Source organism: Halobacillus sp. ACCC02827, assembly GCF_030291935.1.
Classification (GTDB): Bacteria; Bacillota; Bacilli; order Bacillales; family Halobacillaceae; genus Halobacillus.
In genome coordinates this window covers 2365876-2386774 of record NZ_CP128168.1, presented here as the reverse complement: position 1 = coordinate 2386774, position 20899 = coordinate 2365876, and the positions used below count along the sequence as shown (strand labels likewise).

Here is a 20899-nt window from a genome sequence, read left to right as displayed (position 1 = left end):
GGAGGTCATGGATGATGAGTGAAAATAAAACGATTACGTTGATTATTACCCGCCAGGATCATCCGGATGAGCCGTCATACGAAGAGAAGTTTGAGGTGCCATACCGTCAGAATATGAACGTCATCTCTGCTCTCATGGAAATTCGTCGTAACCCCGTAAATGCGGATGGCGAAAAGACGACGCCTGTCTATTGGGATATGGGCTGCCTGGAAGAAGTCTGCGGCGCCTGCTCCATGGTCATCAACGGCACGCCGCGTCAATCGTGTACGGCGCTTGTCGATCAGCTGGAACAGCCGATCCGCCTGCAGCCGATGTCCACGTTCCCGATCAATAGAGACCTTGCTGTCGATCGTTCCCGTATGTTCGACTCGCTGAAAAAAGTGAAAGCCTGGATCCCTATTGATGGAACGTACGACCTTGGTCCGGGACCGAGGATGCCGGAAAGCAAACGCCAATGGGCTTACGAACTATCCAAGTGTATGACATGTGGTGTCTGCTTGGAGGCTTGTCCGAACGTTAACAGCAAATCAGATTTCATTGGTCCTGCTCCTCTATCGCAGGTGCGTCTATTTAACTCCCACCCAACTGGAGAGTTGAATAAGAGCGAGCGACTGCAGACGATCATGGATGAAGAAGGCTTAATGGGCTGCGGTAATGCGCAGAACTGTGTGCAGGCTTGTCCGAAAGGGATCCCTTTGACGACATCCATCGCAGCACTTAACCGCGATACAGCAATCGAATCCTTTAAGAGCTTCTTTGGAAGTGACAAACGCATATAAGTGGAAAAACCCCCTTCGGTCTTCTCAGGCTGGAGGGGGTTTTTGACTCTAAGAGGTTTCGTGGGGTTGATGGTCGATAGATCGATAGTATAATAGGAATGATTGACTTTAGTTAAAGGGTGAGTCTTCTTGCAGAAATTCAAATGGCAGCAGTGGATAATCTTAGCGTTCTTCCTTATATCTGCCTGTTACTTAATCTTATTATCCATCACGCAGCCGTTTCTCGGGATCGATGTTGAATTTAAAGACGGGACCTGGGTGACGACAGATGTGCAGAGCGGCAGCTGGGGGGACAAGCATCAGGTTCCTGAAGGGGCAGAGCTGCTTTCTGTTGACGGTAAGGATCCGGGAGAGCACCGGTCGGTCAACATGTTCCATGAAGTGGAGATGGCCTCTTCTTTCACCGTTCAATATCAAGGCGAGGAGATTCAATACGACCATATTGATCACTCGAGTCCGTGGCACTGGGCTTTATATATTATCCTTCCCGCCGTTTTCTTTGTATTTATATTAGGAATCTCTTATTTAGTTCATAAACGAGTGCCGGAACGCTTTTCAGCCAAGCAGTTGATTTTGTTCTTTTTGGCCATCGCCACTGGATACATCAGCAACAGCGGGGCAGTCCGGGATGACTTGTACAGTCTTTTTCTCAACACGAGCCTGTTTCTGGCGGCTCCCGTTATGTTGATGCAATTTATTTATAACTACTTTAAAGAATTAAAAATAACCTGGTTTTCCAAGAAGGTAGTTTACTGCTTATACGTGCTTGTCTTAGCAGTATCTCTTGCGGAAAGTTTCTTTTTAATGCGTCGTGATTACCCGGGATGGTTTGATCCTGTCCCGCCGTATCTTCTGCTTGGTCTATATATTGTTCTGTTCCTGATCGTTTTCAGGGGGCTCTATATTCACAGAGACTTCCCGGAAGCACCAATATTCAAGTACATGGCCATCGGTATCACCATCGCTTTCGGTCCATATATAGCTCTTTATCTCCTTCCAGCGCTGGTATTCGGTGTCAAAGTTATTTCGTTGGAATTGGCGGCGATGTTTCTGCTTGCACTTCCTGTAACGTTTCTATACTTAGTGACGAGGGAGCGGCTGATTGATATCAATTTCGTCATAAGCAGGGTGCGGTACTATTCCCTGTTATCGGCCCTTCCCAGTCTTCTGTTGACAACAGCAACAAACTTCTTTGTACAGGCGGAAATGTCCATTGTAACGAACGTTCAAATTTATCTTTCTTATCACATCGTGCTTATCATTTTCTTATCCATCAAAGAAGTTCTGGATTTCCGGCTGCAGCCCTATATGTTCTCAGCACGATACAGTTACCAGGAAAGTATGCACCGGATGGCGCAGGATATGAAGGAACAGTCCAACGCGGTCGATCTGATGAGGGTGATGCGCGAAGAGGTAAAGAATGTCCTGAACGTCCGGGAAATGTACTTCTATTCCAAACATAATAGAAGAAAAGTCTATTGTGTGTATGACCCCATTCCGCAGGATATCATTGATCATTTTGATAACCATTACCAAGACTATTCTTACGATATCGGTTCCATTATCGAGACGGATAAGGGCTTCGGGTTCGTCGTAGGTTACACCATGGATAAGGTCACGATGATGTGGTGTAAAGGGAAGAAGGACTACACATCCTTGAACAGAGATGAGAAGACGTACCTTCAGACGATTTCCTATAATGCGAACATCGCTATTCAGAACATGAGCCTGATTGAGGATCTTGTAAAGGAGTTACGCAAACTGAGAAGCGATCAGACACAGAAGTATCCAACGTGGCTTTCCCGACTTCTTTTCACGATCGCAGAGAATCAGAGGAAGCAGCTTTCCATTGACCTGCACGATACGGTTCTTCAGGAGCAGCTGTACTTATATCGGCGCATGGACGATTTGATCAGTCAGCGAAAAGACCTTCCAAAGAGTCTTCATTCAGAACTGCTGATGTATAAGGAGTCACTCCTTGACAGCATTCATTTAATTAGAGAAACATGCAACGAGCTCCGTCCTGCTTTCATAGAAGAGCTTGGACTTGTACAATCCTTGAAAAATCTGATTCAGCAATATCAGCTCCGCTCTAATTTTACGGTGTATTTTGCGCATGAGCGTTTCGACGCTGAATTGGATCAGGAGCGGATTCTGGCAATCTTCCGAATTGTACAGGAACTGTTGACAAATGCGATGAAACATTCCGATGCGAAGATCGTAAAACTGTCGCTGTCCAGTAACGAAGATCATGTAATGCTTTTATATTCTGATAACGGTAGAGGGATGGACTACTCGGTTCAACGGGATTTATTTTCCCATATCGGCCTATCGGGAATTGAACAGCGGGTAAATGGTTTAAACGGAAACTTATCGATAGAAACATCGCCTGGGGAAGGATTTAAAACAATTGTTACTTTTCCTTGTACGGCGAGCAAGGAGGTCCATGTATGAAGCAAGTATTAATTGTAGATGACCACCCGGCTGTTGGAGCCGGAACGAAAGCAATGCTGGAACAAGAAGGAGATCTTGTCGTGGATGTCACCCACGATAATGAAATGGTTCTTTCCATTATGGAAGAAAACGATTATGATATCGCTTTGCTGGATTTATACATGCCCGGCATAAATGGTATTGAACTCGCGAAAAAAATACGCAATAACTATCCGGACATCAAGCTTCTCATCTATACAGGGTTCGACTTGAGCACACACTTCAATATGCTGGTCGAAGCAGACATTAACGGTTTTGTAAGCAAAACCGCGACAAGTGAGCAGCTGTTGACCGCTATTCGATGCGCCGCAAGAGATGAAGTCGTTATTCCCCTTCATCTCTTTAAACAGCTGCGCCGCTCAGAAGCAAGCGTCAGTGGAAATGCGGAGGAGAAAGAGAAGAATAACGGCCTCTCCTTAAATGAGAAAGAACAGTCGATTCTTAAGGAAGTGGCATCCGGCTTAACGAACCGTGAGATTGCACAGCTGCTGCATATGTCACAGCGGAGTGTGGAATACACGCTTACCGGGATTTTCAATAAACTGAATGTAAGATCCCGTACAGAAGCCCTCTTCAAAGCGCAGGAACTCGGGCTTGTGACTAAATCTTGAAAGCGAAGCACAGGGCAACCTTATGCCTCATACGATAACATTGACTAAATAATTCCCCTCGTTCAGCTCAGAGACAACAAGGAGGGGTACGCTTGTGAAGGAGGACGGCTATCGGCCAACACAAATTCTTACCAAGCGGGAGCGAGAAGTTTTCGAGCTTCTGGTGCAGGATAAAACGACTAGGGAGATCGCAAAAGAGCTCTTCATTTCAGAGAAGACTGTGCGGAATCACATTTCAAATGCCATGCAGAAATTGGGGGTCAAAGGTCGCTCGCAGGCAGTCGTAGAGCTGTTGCGGATGGGTGAACTGGAATTATAATCTCCATAATAGAAAGTTGTGGCGGGATTATTTGAGGTGTACGGAGTCCTTTCAGGTATAGTCACTATACTGATACCTGAAAGGGTTTTTTGTTTAAAAGGAACATTTATGTTGAATTTTTCTCCAATACGAGTGAAAATGGAGTTTATTAAGTATTTTCGTTAGGGGTGCTGATTGTGTCTAACAGACAACAGACGTCTATAGTGGCGGATATAGAGAAAGAGTTAAGATACATATCCGGAATCATCAAGCAAAGAGGACGGGAAATCCTGAATCATTACCCGATCACAGCCCCGCAGTTTGTTGCACTGCAGTGGCTGCTGGAGAAGGGGGATATGACGATCGGTGAGCTCTCCAACTATATTCATCTGGCGTGTAGTACGACGACGGATTTAGTGGACAGGATGGAGAAGAACGGGCTTGTCGAGCGGGTGCGGGACACGAAGGACCGCAGGGTAGTCCGCATTCACGTGCAGTCCAAAGGTGAGGAAATTATTCATGAAGTAATTGCCAAACGTCAAAACTATCTGGAAGATGTACTGAAAGACGTACCGGTAGAAGATGTAGAGACGCTGAATCGGCTGCTGCATGTTCTGCATGCCGAAATGAAAGAGACAGAGCACGAGGGACAACAATGAGAAAAAGAGGGATGAAACAATGAAACGACCGATAGGGGTGATCGATTCCGGCGTAGGCGGGTTGACGGTGGCGCGGGAATTGATGAGACAGCTGCCCAGAGAAACGTTTGTCTATCTAGGGGATACGAAGCGCTGCCCGTACGGACCGCGTTCAGAAGAAGAGGTGCGTGCGTTCACATGGCAGATGGTCAACTATCTTTTGAGCAAAAACATTAAAATGCTTGTGATCGCCTGTAACACGGCGACTGCGTATACGCTCAAGGAGCTGCAAGAAGAATTGTCTATACCTGTGCTTGGTGTCATTGAGCCGGGCGCCCGGGCAGCTATCAAAGTCAGTCAGAATAAACGGATCGGCGTCATCGGGACAGAAGGAACCATTCAAAGCCGTGCATACCCGAACGCTCTTAAGGCGATTGATCGCTCGATCCGCGTGAATGACCTCGCCTGCCCTCCGTTTGTACCCATGGTGGAAGATGGTATCTTGTCCGGTCCTGAAGCGGAAGGGATCGTTTCCAACACCCTCAAGCCGTTGAAGGAGATGAATCATATAGATACGCTCATTCTCGGCTGCACCCATTATCCTTTGATCAAGGATCTGGTTCAACGGGAGATGGGCAACCATATCCAGGTAATCAGTTCTGGGGAGGAAACCGCCCGGGAGGCAAGCCTGATCCTGTCTTATCAAAAAGCGCTGGAGACGGAGGACCATCAGCCGGTCCACGAATTCTACTCTACCGGTGACATCGAGAAATTCCGTGTAGTGGCGAACAGCTGGTTTGATGAGCCGGTACAGGTACTGAAAACTGTAGAATTGGAACATGTTCAAAACTCTGCCTATTGAGGGCAGGGTTTTTTTATATTCGGATGAAAATTTATCTGGTCTAAACCCTCCAGGTGCTCGTATATATGGTAGTACAAACTATCTCGGGAGGGAAAGCTATGAAGAAATACAGATACAAACCATTATGGATCGCGCTTCTATTATTAATGTGTACAGGGCTGCTCTCCGGCTGCCTTTTTGAAGGGGAACAATCAATGGAGAAGATGGATGCTCCGGAAGAGGCGGTTACGACAACGCCGTCTGCTGAGAGTGAAGAACCGGCAGCAGAAGGCGAAGAAGAAGGAGCCGAAGAAGGGGAAAGTACAGAGGAGGAATCAGCTTCTACGGTAGAAAGGGAATTGTACTTGATGGATGCCAATGGCATGGTCGCCCCACAGACGTTAGAGCTTCCTGCCTCGAAGGAAGTGGCGACTCAGGCTTTGGAATATATGGTTAAAGACGGACCGGTTACAAACCTGCTTCCGAATGGATTCCAAGCTGTCCTGCCTGCAGGGACGGAGATACTTGGAGTAAATGCTCAGGAGGATGGTACCTTGGTCGTTGACGTATCCGAGGACTTTAAGAATTATGAAGCACAGGATGAAGAGAAGATCCTTCAAGCCATGACGTACACGTTGACTCAGTTCGAAGGTGTCGATCGGATCAAGCTGTGGGTTAACGGCCATGAGCTTACAGAAATGCCTGTCAACGGGACTCCGATTTCGGAAGGAGTCTCCCGTTCCGACGGGATCAATAATCATATCGGTGTCAACACAGATATCATGAATTCCGAAGCAGTCACCGTTTACTTCCCGGCACAAAACGGAGATCAGGTCTACCACGTTCCGGTCACGACGCGCATCGAGAAGAACGATGATGATTATGCCGCAATGGTACAAGCGCTTCTGAACGGTCCTGAGCTGGGAACTTCCCTCATGAACCCGTTTAATGACGGTGCGGAGATGGTCAGTTCGAAATTAAGTAACGGGGTGCTCGCCGTGTCCTTTAATGAAAAACTGCTGAGCGGCGAGGACAACCCATCTTTATCCGACGAAGCTTTGGCAAGTCTCGTCATGAGTCTGACAGAGCTTAAGGATGTAGAATCGGTTGAGGTTCACGTGGATGGAGCAGAGCAGGTGATGACCGAATCCGGGCAGCCACTTGCCGAGCCGGTCTCCCGTTCTGATATCAGCGGGGCAGAGGAATTGTAGAAAGCCGACAAGATAAGAAGCGTTCCGAAAGTTCGAACTTTTGGTGCGCTTTTTACATTTAGCTAGAACTATCGGGCGGCGGTAATATGTGTTAAGATGGGCAAGGATAATGGTGAAGAAAAAGGAGGTCGATATCGATGAGAAGTGATCATCGAGAAGTGAATGAATTGAGAACCGTAACAATTGAAACAGACTATGTGAAGCATCCGGAGGGTTCGGTGCTGATCAGTTTTGGAGATACGAAAGTCATTTGTAATGCCAGCGTTGAGGATCGTGTACCTCCTTTTTTACGTGGTCAAGGAAAGGGCTGGATTACAGCGGAATATGCCATGCTGCCAAGAGCTACCGAGCAGCGTAACATCCGCGAATCTTCTAAAGGTAAAGTCTCCGGCCGTACGATGGAGATTCAGCGTTTGATCGGTCGTTCCCTGCGTGCCGTTGTCGACTTGGACAAGATTGGGGAGCGGACCATTTGGGTGGACTGTGATGTCATCCAGGCGGACGGCGGGACTAGAACAGCTTCCATCACAGGAGCCTTTGTAGCGGTTGTCCTTGCTTTAGGCAAACTTGTGAAGAAGGGGACGCTGAAAGAGCTTCCGATTACGGACTTTCTGACCGCGATTTCTGTAGGTGTCCTGCCTGACGGGAAGGAAATTCTTGATTTGTGCTATGAAGAGGATAGTAAAGCCCAAGTCGATATGAACGTCATCATGACAGGCAAAGGCGAATTTGTGGAGCTTCAAGGTACGGGAGAAGAAGCTACTTTCTCCATGCAGCAGCTGCAGAAGATGCTTTCTCTTGCCGAAAAAGGCGTTTCTGACTTAATCGTCCTTCAGGAAGAAGCGATTGGAAAATGGGCGGAAACTATCAGTAACAAATCCGGAGCGGCAAAATAATGAAAGAATTGTTGATAGCGACAAAGAACGAAGGGAAAGCCCAGGAGTTCAGGCAGATGTTTTCGAAATACGGCATTTCAGTAAAGTCTCTGCTTGACTTTGATTATGCTCCTGATATTGAAGAGACCGGTACGACATTCGAAGAGAACGCAATAATCAAGGCAGAAGCTATGATGAAAGAGTGGAATATTCCCGTCGTCTCCGATGATTCCGGTCTTGAGGTCGATGCACTCGACGGAGAGCCTGGGGTTTACTCAGCGAGATATGCTGGATTAGAGAAAGATGATAAAAAAAACATGGAGAAGCTGCTCCGGGAGCTCGGCGATACGCCATCCCATCAGCGTACAGCCCGTTTCGTCTGTGCCGTAGCAGTCGCCCGTCCGGGACAAGATACGTTTACGAAGCGCGGCACTTGTGAAGGTAGAATAGCGGAATCGCCACAAGGGACCAATGGATTCGGATACGATCCGGTTTTCATTCCGGAAAACGCTGATCGAACGATGGCACAGCATACCGCGGATGAAAAAAATGCAATCAGCCACAGACACCATGCTATCAAACAGTTGGAAGCATGGCTTGAGAAAGAGGCATAAAAGGGAGAGATCAGCGTGCCTAAAGTGTTAATCATGAGCGACAGCCACGGACTGGAACAGGAAGTTCAGGTCATCAAAGCAAGGCATAAAGACGCAGATGCGATGATCCATTGCGGCGACTCAGAGCTCGCTTATGGATCAGAAACGTTGAACGGCTTCTATTATGCTAAAGGAAACTGTGATTTTGAACCGGACATGGAAAATGAACAAGTGTTAACAGTCGGAGACGTTACTTTTTATGTGACGCACGGCCATCTGCATCAAGTAAAAACGACGTTGATGCCTCTTAAGTACAAGGCGCAGGAAAACGAAGCGCAGGTCGCCTGTTTCGGGCACTCCCATATAGCGGGAGCGGAAGTCGTCGATGGTGTCCTCCTGATCAACCCGGGAAGCGCAAGGCTTCCAAGAGATCGGGAAGAGCCGACATATGCTCTCCTTGAATGGGATGACCCGGCAGAAGCTACCCTTCAGTTCTATCATGTGAACGGGGAGAAAATGGACGGATTGGTTCTTTCAACAGACCTTACAGCAAAGAATTAATTTCTTTGCTGTAACCTGTTGACTTTCAGCCAAATTCCTTATATAATAATTCTTGTCCGCTTCTGATGGAGGCGAAAAAATACATAACCTGCGGGTGTAGTTTAGTGGTAAAACCTCAGCCTTCCAAGCTGATGATGAGGGTTCGATTCCCTTCACCCGCTCCATACATATTTTAATCTTGTGTCCCAGTAGCTCAGCTGGATAGAGCAACAGCCTTCTAAGCTGTGGGTCGGGAGTTCGAATCTCTCCTGGGACGCTAACGAAAAAACGCTGAAACCTTTGTTGGACAAGGGATCCAGCGTTTTTTAATGTTGTCAGTATTTGGGACGAAATATAATCATCAAAAAAGAAACAATAACGTTTCCTAATAAGAGAGGTAAAGGGGCGGAGCTCTCCTTTACCATTTTAAATGCCTTTCTGGAAAATTATTGCTCACATGTTTGACTTAACAGCACCCCCTTTTATCTAAGTGTTTAGTCTATGGATGAAATGTAAAGTGGTATATGGATATGAAATACTCAAGGATTGAGACCCGAGCGTTCCTGCTCGTCATCGTTCAATAATCTCTGAACGACCAGCAGCTTGCCTTCTTTCATCCATTTAAACCCAAAAGTTTTCATGTTATTCTTTTAATGAGTAGGTAATATTTGGCTGAATCGCGAGGGGCGAACGCCATTGCGGCAGGAGAGACTTTCCTGTTCTTTTTATGAACACCATGCGAAAGAAAGATGAGGTAAGATGTTGGACAAAATGATGGATTGGTTAGGTGTCCTGGCTTTTGTCGGGTATATGTCCGCCTAGATAGTTGAGAGGACGAGTAGAACCCTTCCGTTTCCATCCGGCCGTTTACGGCATGCTCTCTATGGCCGCCGTCTTTTCCTTTGGTTACAGGTATTACTTACGTTATGGCAGGAAATGGTGGGGAATGATCTACATGAGCATCACCGGCAAATTTTTTTCATTTCCCTTATATGGACATTAGCATAAAGGTGCGGGTGGATTTTATGGGAAACCGCGCAACATCCCTGTCTATACAATGATTTGAGGAGCTGCCGAGATAAGAAAGGGTGTGTTGAAATGCTCGAGAGTATCAATCAGCTGGGGGTATTATTATTTCTCCTCTGCGGCTTTGCTTTCTATTTACATCTCCGTCGGATCAAGAAGAAAAGAGGGTTTACGTTTTACGAGCGAATCATGTATGTGACCGTCCAACTTGCTTATCTTCTGTGGGCGGGAAGTTACTTGTTGATAATGATCAGTGAAGCGTAATACTTAAAAAACGAACGATGCTTTCTTTTTTAAGGAAGCATCGTTCGTTTTTTTATTTTTTGCGGCTATGATTGGCGGACAATAGCCCTATGAAAATGGTTATCCCGTACGTCCTGTAATTATTTTTATATAGCAACGTACCTGTTGGGAATAGTGGATAGCTCTGGACGATTGGATGTCATAGAAAACGCTGTCGAATTTCCGGAGAAGGGATGGTGCATGCTTCTTTCTTTCCGAACCAGCGGTAACGATTTTTGGCGATATACTTGTAAACGAGATCCCGCAGCGGCTTCGGAATGAGAAGCAGGCCATAGGCTAACTTCCACCCGCCATTCAATTTACCAGCGATACGCAGCGCCGCTCCCGATTGATCGAATGCTTTACTGCCGTCGATCAAGATCAGACTGTCCAAATCTTCGCTTACGTTAAGCTCAGCCATCAATCGACGGCCGGTATCACTCTGCTGGGATGCGAATCGAAAGTGAGCTTTAGTATCCCGTTTAATAATGAATTGGACGCTTTGGTCACAGAAGTTACAGTCCCCGTCAAATAGAACGATCATAGCAATCCCTCCTTCTATGATCAGTGTAACACGGAACCCATATGCCATGCGCAAAAAATTCTTACCTTGCTTTTGGAGTGGAGTCACTCGCTGTCTGTTCCTCATACCTTATGCATGAGAGGAGTGATTTGCGGTGATGGCATTAGCCTATGTTCTTATTGGTACGTTTTTCTGCTTCTTTCAACGGGAGCCTGTTCATGCCGGTAAAGAAGAGCAGACCGTATATATGTTCTACATGCTGGCATGGCTTATATTCTGGCCGTTCTTACTGATATGGAAGTTGTTCAAAGGGAAATAACGGCAGATTACTCGGATTTTTACTCGTGTTTATCCTGAAGGACGAGGGATATTAAGAGTGGCCTCAGGCCGAATGATTAGAGGAGTGATCGTAATGGAGAAGAAAAATGTCCAGTGGCTTCCGGTTATTGCATCAATCGGTATCGGAGCAGCTACGTACAGCATGATGACAGGTCAGGCGGGACAGCTGCAGAAGGTCATACCGACGCTCAGCAAAATGTCCGGACAAATGCAGAACGGTTCCAACTCTTATCAGTAAAAGAATCAGGCAGGTATTAATACCTGCCTGATTTTTCATCTAAAAAACGCCATTTCCTGCCGGGGAGGAATGACGTTTGGTGTGTATTCGTGTATGTTAATTTGCTTGTACGGGCAATTCGATAGAACGCTTGTCAATTTCCTGTGTGACGAGGTGCAGGAATTCATCATCTAATTGAAGTTTCACGGACTCCAAATACGTCTCTAATAATGTTTGATCATCTAGCAGTGACAAAACCATACAGCTCCTTAAATGATTTAATTCGGTGTTTTTTTATTCACATTTACTTATTCTAACAAAAAAAACGGAATCATCATGAGTCTTTAGTCTTATTTTCGAAAAGGTTTATACATATTGAGATATTATCTTGAAATAAAATTGTGGACGCATGGAGAGGAGTGTCTGCTTTTGTCATGTCTTCTCATAAGCCGTATGATAAAGGAAAGTCAGTCACATTTTTCGATCGGTTTCTTTGAGTTTCTCTTCTTTATCCGATAGTATTACTAAACAGGTTCATGGAGATGGTATGAAAAACAGGTTTGAAACATACGGATTAAGGAAAGACTGAGGGGAAGTATGAATTCCAGGGAAGGGTGCCTTATGGACAATAAGAACGGGAATCTAGTAATGTTTCCCAAATGGAAAACAGCGTTGGAACGAGTTGGTATGGAAGCTCTGAAAGACAAGCGTTACGAGGAAGCGGCGGAAGCCTTTGAACCGCTTGCGGAATATGGCGTAGCTTCTCATGACATTAATACAGGGTTGTTAATGAGCTGGATCGAACTCGGAAAGTTCGATGATGCCGAATCGTTATGTCATCATTTAATGAAAGAAGAACATGACCAGTACTACCACTATCTACATATTTATATAACAGTCCTGTTCCAGAGCAGCAGGTATCAGGAGATCGTGGATCTACTGGATGAAGTATTTGAAGCAGAAGACATTCCGCATCAAAGCCGCACACAGCTCTGGCAGATGTATGAAGTGAGTGGTAAACTGTTGGAAGATCAACAGAAGGAAATAGGCAGCAGTCTTATGGAAGATTTTCGATCCGCAATGGAAAATGAGGATATACATAAGCAATGGCAAGTCATGGAGCAAATGAAGAACCAGCCGTCTGCTCCTTATATAGAAGAAGTTGAGCCGGTATTGCAGAATGATTCTGTCCATCCTGTCATAAAGTCAGCGGTTATTGAATGGTTCCGTGATGAAGAAGTGGACAAGGAAATGACAGTGGTGAAGTTCGGTCAGGAAATGAAAATAGTTCCGGCTGAATTGACACAACTGCACTCGGATTACATCATTAAACAGATCCAGATGCGTCTTGGTCAGGTAGAGCAGAATAATCCATCTATGTATGAGATGATCAATAAACTGCTTTTTCATTACTGCTATGTCCGTTATCCGTTTTTCCCGGATGAGGAGGAAGTGGTTCTGTTGGTGGAGGCGCTGAAGCAGCTTGGACACGAGTACCTACAGCTTCCTTACGAACCGCAATACTCTTCGGAGGACGTTGCCAAGTACAAGGAAGAAGTGGAGATTTGCGAACAGCACTATATGATGATTGCAGGGGAATGAAAAACACCCGCTAACCGAACAGTCCCTCCTTGAAAGCCAGGGGGATTATGTTATAATGTAGTGGTTGCAAACGAGATTCGTATGTATTCAGAGTCATAGAATCATTAAACCATCGTCCTCTGGACGAAAATGAATGAATAGATGTTGGAGGGAATTTTTTATGTCAGTAAAATGGGAAAAGCAAGAAGGCAACCAAGGTACACTAACAGTAGAAGTACCGGCAAGTGAGTTCGATCAAGCACTTGACCAAGCCTTCAAAAAAGTAGTTAAACAGGTACAGGTACCTGGATTCCGTAAAGGTAAAGTACCACGTAAGCTGTTTGAACAACGCTTCGGTGTGGAGTCCCTTTATCAAGATGCTCTTGATATCGTTCTTCCAAAAGCATACGCAGAAGCTGTAGATGAAGCGGGTATCGAGCCTGTCGATCGTCCGGAAGTAGATGTGAAGCAGCTGGAAAAAGGCCAGGACGTTATTTTCACAGCGGAAGTTACTGTGAAGCCTGAAGTGAAGCTTGGCGACTACAAAGGCCTTGAAGTGGAAGAAGTGAATACAGAAGTAACAGATGAGGATGTTCAGAACGAATTGACTCAACTGCAGGAGCGTCAGGCTGAGCTTGTCGTTAAAGAAGAAGGCGAAGTAGCAAACGGCGATACAGTCGTTATGGACTTCGAAGGATTCGTTGACGGAGAAGCTTTCGAAGGCGGCCAAGCAGAGAACTATTCTCTTGAAATCGGTTCTGGTTCCTTCATCCCAGGCTTCGAAGAGCAGTTGGAAGGTAAGAAAGCCGGCGAAGAAGCAGAAGTGGAAGTTACATTCCCTGAAGAATACCATGCAGAGGATCTTGCTGGTAAAGCGGCTACTTTCAAAGTTAAAATTCACGAAATCAAAGCGAAGGAACTTCCTGAGCTTGATGACGAGTTCGCTAAAGATGTCGATGAAGATGTCGAATCTCTAGAAGAACTAAAAACAAAAACACGCGAGCGTCTGGAACAGCAGAAGAAAACAGAAGCAGAAAACAATAAGCGTGAAACACTTGTGAACAAAGCATCTGAAAATGCAGAAGTTGAAATCCCTGATGCAATGGTTGATACAGAACTTGACCGCATGGTTCAGGAATTCGAACAGCGTCTTCAAATGCAGGGCATGACGAAAGACATGTACTTCCAGTTCACTGGTCAGGACGAAGATGCACTTCGTGAGCAGATGAAAGAGGATGCTGCGAAACGAGTGAAAACGAACTTGACGCTTGAAGCGATTGCTAATGCAGAAAACGTTGAACCGACAGAAGAAGACGTTAACGCTGAATTGGAAAACATGGCTTCTATGTATCAGACAGATGTTGCTCAGCTTACTCAAATGCTCGGCGGCAGCACAGATATGATTAAAGAAGACTTGAAAGTCCGTAAAGCGATCGACGTTCTAGTTGCAAATAGCAAAGCAGAATAATAAACTGAGAAGACAAGGTGCATCGTAAGTGCCTTGTCTTCTCATATATATCTGGGAAACAGGTATAGGCGTATCACATTGTGGAGAAGATGATTGATACTTCTCTCTGTTTTTACATACAATAGTAAATGTACTCTATCGTTTGACTTATCTGTCCCATATCTACATAATGAGGGTGGTGCTATGAGTGGATCGCACACCTCTGAAAGGTATTGCTTTTTTGTTTGGAGTTAATTTGGTATGATGAGCAAAAGAGCGGAAACGTAGACGTCGTACTAATGAACTTCAGTCGCGATTGCGTCATTTTATGAAGGGGTGAAACGTATGTTTAAATTTAACGATGAAAAAGGACAATTGAAATGTTCTTTCTGCGGTAAGAGTCAGGAGCAGGTTCGTAAACTAGTCGCTGGGCCTGGTGTATATATATGTGACGAATGTATCGAACTTTGCACGGAAATCGTGGAAGAGGAACTGGGCAACGAAGAAGAAGTAGAATTCAAAGAAGTTCCGAAACCACAGGAAATTCGTGAGATCCTTAATGACTATGTTATTGGTCAGGATCAGGCTAAGAAAAACCTGTCCGTTGCCGTTTATAACCACTACAAGCGGATCAATGCAGGTGTTAAGAATGATGAAGTAGAGCTTGCGAAGAGTAACATTCTCATGCTCGGGCCGACAGGTAGCGGTAAAACATTGCTGGCACAGACGCTTGCCCGCATTCTGAACGTGCCATTCGCGATTGCGGATGCTACATCACTGACAGAAGCTGGTTACGTAGGGGAAGATGTAGAAAACATTCTTCTTAAACTGATTCAGGCTGCAGACTATGATGTGGAAAAAGCGGAGAAGGGCATCATTTATATTGATGAGATCGATAAAGTAGCCCGTAAATCCGAAAACCCTTCGATTACGAGAGATGTCTCCGGGGAAGGTGTCCAGCAGGCACTGCTGAAAATCCTTGAAGGAACACAGGCCAGTGTACCGCCTCAAGGAGGACGTAAGCACCCTCATCAAGAATTTATTCAGATCGATACGACGAACGTATTGTTCATCGTAGGTGGAGCTTTCGATGGAATCGATCAGATCATAAAGCGTCGCCTTGGACGTAAAGTCATCGGATTCGGATCGGAGCAGGCGACAGATGAATCAGAGAAGAAAGAACTGCTTACAAAAGTTCTGCCTGAAGATCTGTTAAGCTATGGCTTGATTCCGGAATTCATCGGTCGTCTTCCGGTAATTGGAAGCCTCGAGCATTTGGATGAAGAGGCGCTTGTAGAAATCTTAACAAAACCGAAAAATGCGCTGGTCAAACAGTACCAGAAACTGTTCCAAATCGACCATGTAGAGCTGGAGATGGAAGAAGACGCGCTTCGTGAAATTGCTCGTCTTGCCATCGAACGTAAAACGGGTGCCCGTGGGCTGCGCTCCATCATTGAAGGAATTATGCTGGACGTGATGTATGAGCTGCCTTCCCGTGACGATATTGAGAAATGTATCATCACGAAAGAAACGGTGACAGCGAAGAACGGTCGTCCTAAGCTTGTTTTGACGGATGGAACTGTCGAAGATGAGAATAAAGAATCCCCGAAAGAGAGCGCTTGATCCGCCTTCTTTTGACATTCTTTAATGGATGAGAGCCGTGCTACTTAACGTTGTAGCACGGCTTCTCTTTTGTGGGTTCCTCTTTTGCAAGCGGGCCTTTTCTTCCAAGCATGAAAGCTTTGTTACTGCTTATAATATGGATACCATATAAGAAACCCCTCGCCACTCCATGACAGGGGGTTTCCGTGTTGGTTTGAACGGTTCCGTTTCATTTACTTTCCACATACATTTATATATGATTAAACTACCTATTTGCATTAACTGGAGGTGCAAGTAATGACTGACAAACAAAGAAAACAGATCCCTCTTCTTCCATTGAGAGGGTTGCTTGTCTACCCATCCATGGTTCTTCATCTTGACGTAGGTCGGGAGAAGTCTGTTCAGGCATTGGAACAATCGATGATGGATGATAATGAAATATTTCTCGTTTCCCAAAAAGAAGTGAATATAGATGAACCGGCAGAAAGTGACCTTTATACGATCGGAACGGTAGCGCGTGTGAAGCAGATGGTCAAGCTGCCAAACGGTACGAATCGTGTTCTTGTAGAAGGGCTCTACCGGGCAGGTATAGAAGAAATTCGGGATGACGATTCGTTTTATCAGGCGGAGATCACCGTTATTGATGATGAGCATGCGGATCGCAATGAGGAAGAAGCATTGATGCGTACGCTGATGGATCAATTTGAAAAGTACGTCAAAGTGTCGAAGAAAGTGAGCCAGGAGACGTTCAACACCGTTTCTGACATCGATGATCCGAGTCATCTCGCTGACATGGTTTCTTCTCATCTTCCAATCAAGCTGAAAGATAAACAAGCCGTTCTGGAAACGCGGAATGTTAAGGAACGTCTGAAGAAGTTGATTGAAATTATCGGGAATGAACGGGAAGTTCTTCAAATAGAGAAGAAGATCGGTCAACGTGTGAAGAAGTCGATGGAGAAAACGCAGAAAGAGTATTATCTCCGTGAGCAGATGAAGGCGATCCAAAGTGAGCTTGGCGATAAGGATGGGAAAACCGGAGAGGTTGCCCAGCTCAAAGAAAAAATCGAGAAGGCTGCTATGCCGGAGCGGGTGGAAGAGGTCGCTTATAAGGAGCTTGGGCGTTATGAGAAAATACCTCAAAGCTCTGCAGAAAGCTCTGTCATCCGGAATTATATCGAATGGCTCGTTTCTCTACCCTGGTCGGAGGAGACGGAAGATAACTTAGATGTCAATCATGCCGAAGAGGTACTGGATGAGGACCACTATGGGCTGGAGAAAGTGAAGGAGCGGGTGCTCGAGTATTTAGCTGTCCAGAAATTGACACAGACGATCAAAGGGCCGATTTTGTGTCTTGCCGGACCACCCGGTGTAGGGAAAACGTCTCTCGCAAAATCAATAGCACGCTCCATCAACCGGAAATTCGTCCGCATCTCTCTCGGAGGCGTCCGGGACGAAGCAGAAATCAGAGGCCACCGGAGAACGTATATCGGTGCTATGCCCGGACGAATCATTCAAGGTATGAAACGTGCAGAAACGGTCAATCCAGTATTTCTGCTTGATGAAATTGATAAAATGGCCAGTGATTTTCGTGGGGACCCTTCATCTGCCATGCTGGAAGTACTGGATCCGGAACAAAACGGGACTTTCAGTGATCATTTCATTGAAGAAAATTATGACCTGTCGAAAGTTATGTTTATCGCAACAGCCAACAACATTTCCAATATCCCTGGTCCGCTGCGCGACCGTATGGAAATCATTACGATTGCAGGCTATACAGAGGTGGAAAAGCTTCACATTGCAAAGGATCACTTACTGCCGAAGCAGGTGAAGGAGAACGGTTTGAAGAAAGGACAGATGCAGGTACGGGACGACGCCCTGCTTAAGTTAATTCGCCGTTACACTAGAGAAGCTGGCGTGCGAGGATTGGAAAGAGAGCTTGCAAGCTTGTGCAGAAAGGCAGCGAAGATCATAGTTTCCGGTGAAAAGCAACGGGTCGTCGTGACCGAGAAGCAGCTGGAAGAACTGCTTGGGCGCCCGAAATTCCGTTATGGACGGGCAGAGTTGGAAGATCAGATCGGTGCAGCTACAGGTCTTGCGTATACGACAGCAGGAGGAGACACGTTGTCGATCGAAGTTTCCCTGTATCCTGGAAAGGGCAACCTCACTTTGACAGGAAAGCTCGGGGATGTCATGAAAGAATCTGCTCAGGCAGCTTTCAGCTATATTCGTTCACGTGCTGAGGAGCTGAAGATCGATCCAGAATTCGTTGAGAAAAACGATATTCACATCCACGTTCCGGAAGGCGCAACCCCGAAAGACGGCCCTTCTGCCGGCATCACGATGGCAACCGCCCTTGTTTCTGCTTTGACGGGAAGGCCCGTCCGTAAAGAAGTAGGAATGACCGGAGAAATCACCCTCCGCGGCCGTGTGCTGCCGATCGGTGGCCTGAAAGAAAAATCACTGAGTGCACACAGAGCCGGCTTGACAAAGATCATCATTCCGGATGAAAATAAAAAAGACTTGGAAGATATCCCGGCAAGTATCCGGGAAGGATTGACTTTTGTACCGGTCAAGCATTTAGATCAAGTCCTAGAACAAGCGTTAGTGGAGGATATACATGAAGGTTAATACCGCAGATATTGTCATCAGTGCAGCGAGCAAGAAACAGTACCCGAAAGATTTCATTCCTGAAATCGCACTTGCAGGCAGGTCCAATGTAGGGAAATCTTCTTTCATCAACCGGATGATCCAAAGGAAGAACCTTGCGAGGACTTCCTCCAAGCCTGGGAAAACGCAGACGTTGAATTTCTACATCATCAATGATCAATTTCATTTTGTCGATGTGCCTGGATACGGATATGCAAAGGTATCCAAGAAGGAGCGCGCCAAATGGGGAGAAATGATGGAGGAATACTTTGCAGAGCGGGAGCAATTGAAAGCGACCGCGCTCGTGATCGACGTCCGTCACAAGCCTACGGAAGATGATCAACTGATGTACGACTACTTGAAACATTTCGGCCTGCCGGTCATGGTGGTCGCGACGAAGTTGGACAAAATTAAAAAAGGTCAAAGAACGAAGCAGTTCAAGCTTATCCGTGAAGTGCTTGGAATGAAAGAAGAGGACGCTCTTATTCCATTCTCTTCGGAAACAGGCGAAGGAAAAGACGTCGCTTGGAGGATTATGCTTTCTCACTTAAACAGTTAAGGGAAGTAGCCCGCTCCATCTTATGGAGCGGGCTTTTTTGTGTATTTAACAGGATAGGGAAGGATATGAGCGTATTCCTAGGTGTGATTAGGTATTTGGTCCTTATATAGGTGCAGGGACTAGAAATTGCCATTCTTTCCCGTTTTATAAATTTTGGGAAAAGTCTGTTTTTTCTATATACTTTAATTTACCGCAATGATTTATACTATGTTCGAGTCGGAAGGGGAGTCAGGTAAATGCAGAAACGTTGGGGATTGCTTTTATTCAGTGTCCTGCTTGTTTTAGTACTAACCGCTTGCGGAGGCGGAGAAGAAGAGGAAGAATCATCCGGGGATTCCGGGGGAGATTCTGAAGCAGGCAGCGAATTTGAATTAGTTGAGGATGGGAAGTTCACCTTTGCAGCCTCCGGTGAATTCCGTCCGTTCAGTATGACGGAGGGCGGGGAATTATCAGGATTTGATATTGACGTCGCCAATGCAATCGCAGAGGAGCTGGGCTTAGAACCAAGCCCACAGAAGCAAAAGTTTGCAAGCATTGTGGAAGGTGTGAAAACCGGACGTTTCGACGCAGCTGTCGCCAGTCACACCATTACGGAGGAACGGCAGCAGGAAGTCAGCTTCTCCACTCCTTACTATTACTCCGGAGCTCAAGTGTTCACACGACCGGATAGTGATGTAGAGACGCTTCAAGACCTGGAGGGGATGGAGGTCGCTGTTTCCAAAGGATCTACTTATGCTCCTTTCGCAGAGGAAGTAACCGATAATATCAAAACGTATGACAGTGATGTCGTTGCTCTTCAATCCTTAGCTAAAGGCAGACATGATGCGGTCATCACGGATTTCCTTACGGGAAAAGAGGCCCAGGGTGAAGGACTCGATATTGAAGCGAAAGAGTTGATTGAACGTAGTGAGCAAGCCGTCGCCGTTTCGAAAGAGAACGAGGCGTTGTTGGAAGAAATCAATGCAGCACTGGAGACGCTTCGAGAAAATGGAACCCTTACGGAAATCAGTGAGGAATACTTCGGGGAAGATATTACAACAGCCCCTGAGTGAGGTCCCGGTTAAAGAGCGAAGGGGCAAAAGAGTGCGCGTAAGCGTACTCTTTTTTACCTCGTGAATAGGAGTGGATGACGTGAATTTTTGGGAATCATTGTTGGAAAGCAGAGGCATGTTCTTTGAAGCAGCGCAGATGACGCTTGCTTTGACGGCTGTCTCCATCTTCATTGCGGTCTTTATCGGATTATTGTTTGCATTTATGAAAATTTCAGGCGTTAAAGTACTTGAGTGGATCGCAAACATCTATATTTATATTGTTCGCGGTACTCCGCTTATCGTACAAATCTTTGTATTCTACTATGGGTTGACGGAAATATGGATGATCAGCGGTTTCTGGTCGGTTGCGCTCGGTCTCGCTTTCCATAATGGTGCATACATAGCAGAAATATTCCGGGGTGCTATCCAATCGATCGGGAAAGGGCAGACGGAAGCTGGACGTTCCCTTGGAATGAGCGGCGTGTTAACGATGAGACGAATTATTTTGCCGCAAGCCCTCCGTCGTGCATTGCCTCCGCTTGGAAATCAGTTTATCATTGGGTTGAAAGACTCATCATTGGCCGCATTCATCGGGGTTTCGGAAATATTCGCCGTTGCCACGACAGAAGGGGCGAACACGTTTGACTATATGACGTGGCTGCTCGTAAGTGCGGTATGGTACTTAATTCTCGTCTTCATTCTGACGATGCTGGTCAGTTTGATTGAGAAAAAATTGGCGGTCAGTGATTGATAGAGGAGGATGTTGA

Annotated in this window: 22 protein-coding genes and 2 tRNA genes; 22 read left to right on the top strand and 2 right to left on the bottom strand. The window is 46.0% G+C overall.

The annotated features are described in order from the left end of the window. The first annotated feature begins 14 nt into the window (after positions 1-14). The 13 genes from sdhB to QRD89_RS12655 all read left to right on the top strand — a co-directional run bounded on the left by sdhB (position 15) and on the right by QRD89_RS12655 (position 10169). Positions 15-779, top strand: coding sequence for a succinate dehydrogenase iron-sulfur subunit (gene sdhB, locus QRD89_RS12715; protein ID WP_008635214.1), 765 nt, complete (start codon positions 15-17; stop codon positions 777-779). Positions 780-908: 129 nt separating this feature from the next. After that, positions 909-3233: a sensor histidine kinase gene (locus tag QRD89_RS12710; RefSeq protein ID WP_008635213.1), complete on the top strand. Its 2325-nt coding sequence runs from the start codon at positions 909-911 to the stop codon at positions 3231-3233. Continuing rightward, entirely contained in the window at positions 3230-3883 is a 654-nt protein-coding gene (locus QRD89_RS12705; protein WP_008635212.1) for a response regulator transcription factor, read from the top strand. Before QRD89_RS12710 ends, QRD89_RS12705 begins: the two co-directional genes overlap by 4 nt. Positions 3884-3977: 94 nt before the next feature. Continuing rightward, positions 3978-4202, top strand: coding sequence for a helix-turn-helix domain-containing protein (locus QRD89_RS12700; RefSeq protein WP_008635211.1), 225 nt, complete (start codon positions 3978-3980; stop codon positions 4200-4202). A 176-nt stretch (positions 4203-4378) separates the two neighbouring features. Next, positions 4379-4840 carry a MarR family winged helix-turn-helix transcriptional regulator gene (locus QRD89_RS12695; RefSeq protein WP_008635210.1) on the top strand — a complete coding sequence of 154 codons (462 nt, stop codon included), beginning with the start codon at positions 4379-4381 and terminating at the stop codon, positions 4838-4840. Between the two features lie 19 nt (positions 4841-4859). After that, a complete protein-coding gene (gene racE, locus QRD89_RS12690; protein WP_008635209.1) occupies positions 4860-5681 on the top strand; it encodes a glutamate racemase in 822 nt (273 codons plus the stop codon). A 98-nt stretch (positions 5682-5779) separates the two neighbouring features. Continuing rightward, the gene (locus tag QRD89_RS12685; RefSeq protein ID WP_008635208.1) at positions 5780-6871 is read left to right on the top strand and encodes a GerMN domain-containing protein; all 1092 of its coding nucleotides are present in this window, start codon (positions 5780-5782) and stop codon (positions 6869-6871) included. A 137-nt stretch (positions 6872-7008) separates the two neighbouring features. Continuing rightward, positions 7009-7767, top strand: coding sequence for a ribonuclease PH (rph, locus tag QRD89_RS12680; RefSeq protein ID WP_286095387.1), 759 nt, complete (start codon positions 7009-7011; stop codon positions 7765-7767). Then, positions 7767-8360: an XTP/dITP diphosphatase gene (locus QRD89_RS12675; RefSeq protein WP_008635206.1), complete on the top strand. Its 594-nt coding sequence runs from the start codon at positions 7767-7769 to the stop codon at positions 8358-8360. The genes rph and QRD89_RS12675 overlap by 1 nt, the downstream gene beginning before the upstream one ends. Before the next feature lie 15 nt (positions 8361-8375). Beyond that, a complete protein-coding gene (locus QRD89_RS12670; RefSeq protein ID WP_286095386.1) occupies positions 8376-8900 on the top strand; it encodes a metallophosphoesterase in 525 nt (174 codons plus the stop codon). Between the two features lie 90 nt (positions 8901-8990). Beyond that, positions 8991-9064 (top strand) — tRNA-Gly (locus tag QRD89_RS12665). A gap of 18 nt (positions 9065-9082) precedes the next feature. Beyond that, a tRNA-Arg gene (locus QRD89_RS12660) sits at positions 9083-9156 on the top strand. Between the two features lie 821 nt (positions 9157-9977). Then, positions 9978-10169: a hypothetical protein gene (locus QRD89_RS12655; protein ID WP_286095384.1), complete on the top strand. Its 192-nt coding sequence runs from the start codon at positions 9978-9980 to the stop codon at positions 10167-10169. Between the two features lie 178 nt (positions 10170-10347). Here the strand turns inward: QRD89_RS12655 and QRD89_RS12650 are convergent, their stop codons facing one another. Next, positions 10348-10737 (bottom strand): thiol-disulfide oxidoreductase DCC family protein, encoded by a 390-nt coding sequence (locus QRD89_RS12650; RefSeq protein WP_286096883.1) that lies wholly within the window; start codon positions 10735-10737, stop codon positions 10348-10350. A 127-nt stretch (positions 10738-10864) separates the two neighbouring features. Between QRD89_RS12650 and QRD89_RS12645 the strand changes: the two genes are divergently transcribed. Then, positions 10865-11029 (top strand): hypothetical protein, encoded by a 165-nt coding sequence (locus QRD89_RS12645; RefSeq protein ID WP_162129296.1) that lies wholly within the window; start codon positions 10865-10867, stop codon positions 11027-11029. 93 nt (positions 11030-11122) lie between these two features. Next, positions 11123-11287, top strand: coding sequence for a hypothetical protein (locus tag QRD89_RS12640; RefSeq protein ID WP_193743873.1), 165 nt, complete (start codon positions 11123-11125; stop codon positions 11285-11287). A gap of 96 nt (positions 11288-11383) precedes the next feature. Here the strand turns inward: QRD89_RS12640 and sda are convergent, their stop codons facing one another. After that, positions 11384-11527 (bottom strand): sporulation histidine kinase inhibitor Sda, encoded by a 144-nt coding sequence (sda, locus tag QRD89_RS12635; protein WP_008635096.1) that lies wholly within the window; start codon positions 11525-11527, stop codon positions 11384-11386. 360 nt (positions 11528-11887) lie between these two features. Here sda and QRD89_RS12630 point away from each other — a divergent pair, with 360 nt between their 5' ends. From QRD89_RS12630 to QRD89_RS12600, 7 genes are all read left to right on the top strand, one after another. Beyond that, entirely contained in the window at positions 11888-12868 is a 981-nt protein-coding gene (locus QRD89_RS12630; protein WP_286095380.1) for a tetratricopeptide repeat protein, read from the top strand. A gap of 160 nt (positions 12869-13028) precedes the next feature. Then, entirely contained in the window at positions 13029-14315 is a 1287-nt protein-coding gene (tig, locus tag QRD89_RS12625; RefSeq protein WP_286095378.1) for a trigger factor, read from the top strand. Between the two features lie 324 nt (positions 14316-14639). Next, positions 14640-15917, top strand: coding sequence for an ATP-dependent protease ATP-binding subunit ClpX (gene clpX, locus QRD89_RS12620; RefSeq protein ID WP_008635093.1), 1278 nt, complete (start codon positions 14640-14642; stop codon positions 15915-15917). A gap of 276 nt (positions 15918-16193) precedes the next feature. Beyond that, positions 16194-18524 (top strand): endopeptidase La, encoded by a 2331-nt coding sequence (gene lon / locus QRD89_RS12615; protein ID WP_008635091.1) that lies wholly within the window; start codon positions 16194-16196, stop codon positions 18522-18524. Beyond that, the gene (gene yihA / locus QRD89_RS12610; RefSeq protein WP_008635084.1) at positions 18514-19101 is read left to right on the top strand and encodes a ribosome biogenesis GTP-binding protein YihA/YsxC; all 588 of its coding nucleotides are present in this window, start codon (positions 18514-18516) and stop codon (positions 19099-19101) included. The genes lon and yihA overlap by 11 nt, the downstream gene beginning before the upstream one ends. Positions 19102-19337: 236 nt before the next feature. After that, complete coding sequence (locus tag QRD89_RS12605; protein ID WP_026577146.1) at positions 19338-20153, top strand: transporter substrate-binding domain-containing protein; 816 nt, start codon at positions 19338-19340, stop codon at positions 20151-20153. A gap of 115 nt (positions 20154-20268) precedes the next feature. Next, on the top strand, positions 20269-20883 hold the full coding sequence (locus tag QRD89_RS12600; RefSeq protein ID WP_051348872.1) for an amino acid ABC transporter permease: 615 nt from the start codon (positions 20269-20271) through the stop codon (positions 20881-20883). The last annotated feature ends 16 nt before the right edge of the window (positions 20884-20899 follow it).

Coding starts and splice junctions, on each gene's coding strand:
- sdhB (WP_008635214.1), top strand. CDS start 15: ATGAGTGAAAATAAAACGATTACGTTGATTATTACCCGCCAGGATCAT.
- QRD89_RS12705 (WP_008635212.1), top strand. CDS start 3,230: ATGAAGCAAGTATTAATTGTAGATGACCACCCGGCTGTTGGAGCCGGA.
- racE (WP_008635209.1), top strand. CDS start 4,860: ATGAAACGACCGATAGGGGTGATCGATTCCGGCGTAGGCGGGTTGACG.
- QRD89_RS12685 (WP_008635208.1), top strand. CDS start 5,780: ATGAAGAAATACAGATACAAACCATTATGGATCGCGCTTCTATTATTA.
- rph (WP_286095387.1), top strand. CDS start 7,009: ATGAGAAGTGATCATCGAGAAGTGAATGAATTGAGAACCGTAACAATT.
- QRD89_RS12675 (WP_008635206.1), top strand. CDS start 7,767: ATGAAAGAATTGTTGATAGCGACAAAGAACGAAGGGAAAGCCCAGGAG.
- QRD89_RS12655 (WP_286095384.1), top strand. CDS start 9,978: ATGCTCGAGAGTATCAATCAGCTGGGGGTATTATTATTTCTCCTCTGC.
- QRD89_RS12640 (WP_193743873.1), top strand. CDS start 11,123: ATGGAGAAGAAAAATGTCCAGTGGCTTCCGGTTATTGCATCAATCGGT.
- sda (WP_008635096.1), bottom strand. CDS start 11,527: ATGGTTTTGTCACTGCTAGATGATCAAACATTATTAGAGACGTATTTG.
- QRD89_RS12630 (WP_286095380.1), top strand. CDS start 11,888: ATGGACAATAAGAACGGGAATCTAGTAATGTTTCCCAAATGGAAAACA.
- tig (WP_286095378.1), top strand. CDS start 13,029: ATGTCAGTAAAATGGGAAAAGCAAGAAGGCAACCAAGGTACACTAACA.
- clpX (WP_008635093.1), top strand. CDS start 14,640: ATGTTTAAATTTAACGATGAAAAAGGACAATTGAAATGTTCTTTCTGC.
- lon (WP_008635091.1), top strand. CDS start 16,194: ATGACTGACAAACAAAGAAAACAGATCCCTCTTCTTCCATTGAGAGGG.
- yihA (WP_008635084.1), top strand. CDS start 18,514: ATGAAGGTTAATACCGCAGATATTGTCATCAGTGCAGCGAGCAAGAAA.
- QRD89_RS12605 (WP_026577146.1), top strand. CDS start 19,338: ATGCAGAAACGTTGGGGATTGCTTTTATTCAGTGTCCTGCTTGTTTTA.
- QRD89_RS12600 (WP_051348872.1), top strand. CDS start 20,269: ATGTTCTTTGAAGCAGCGCAGATGACGCTTGCTTTGACGGCTGTCTCC.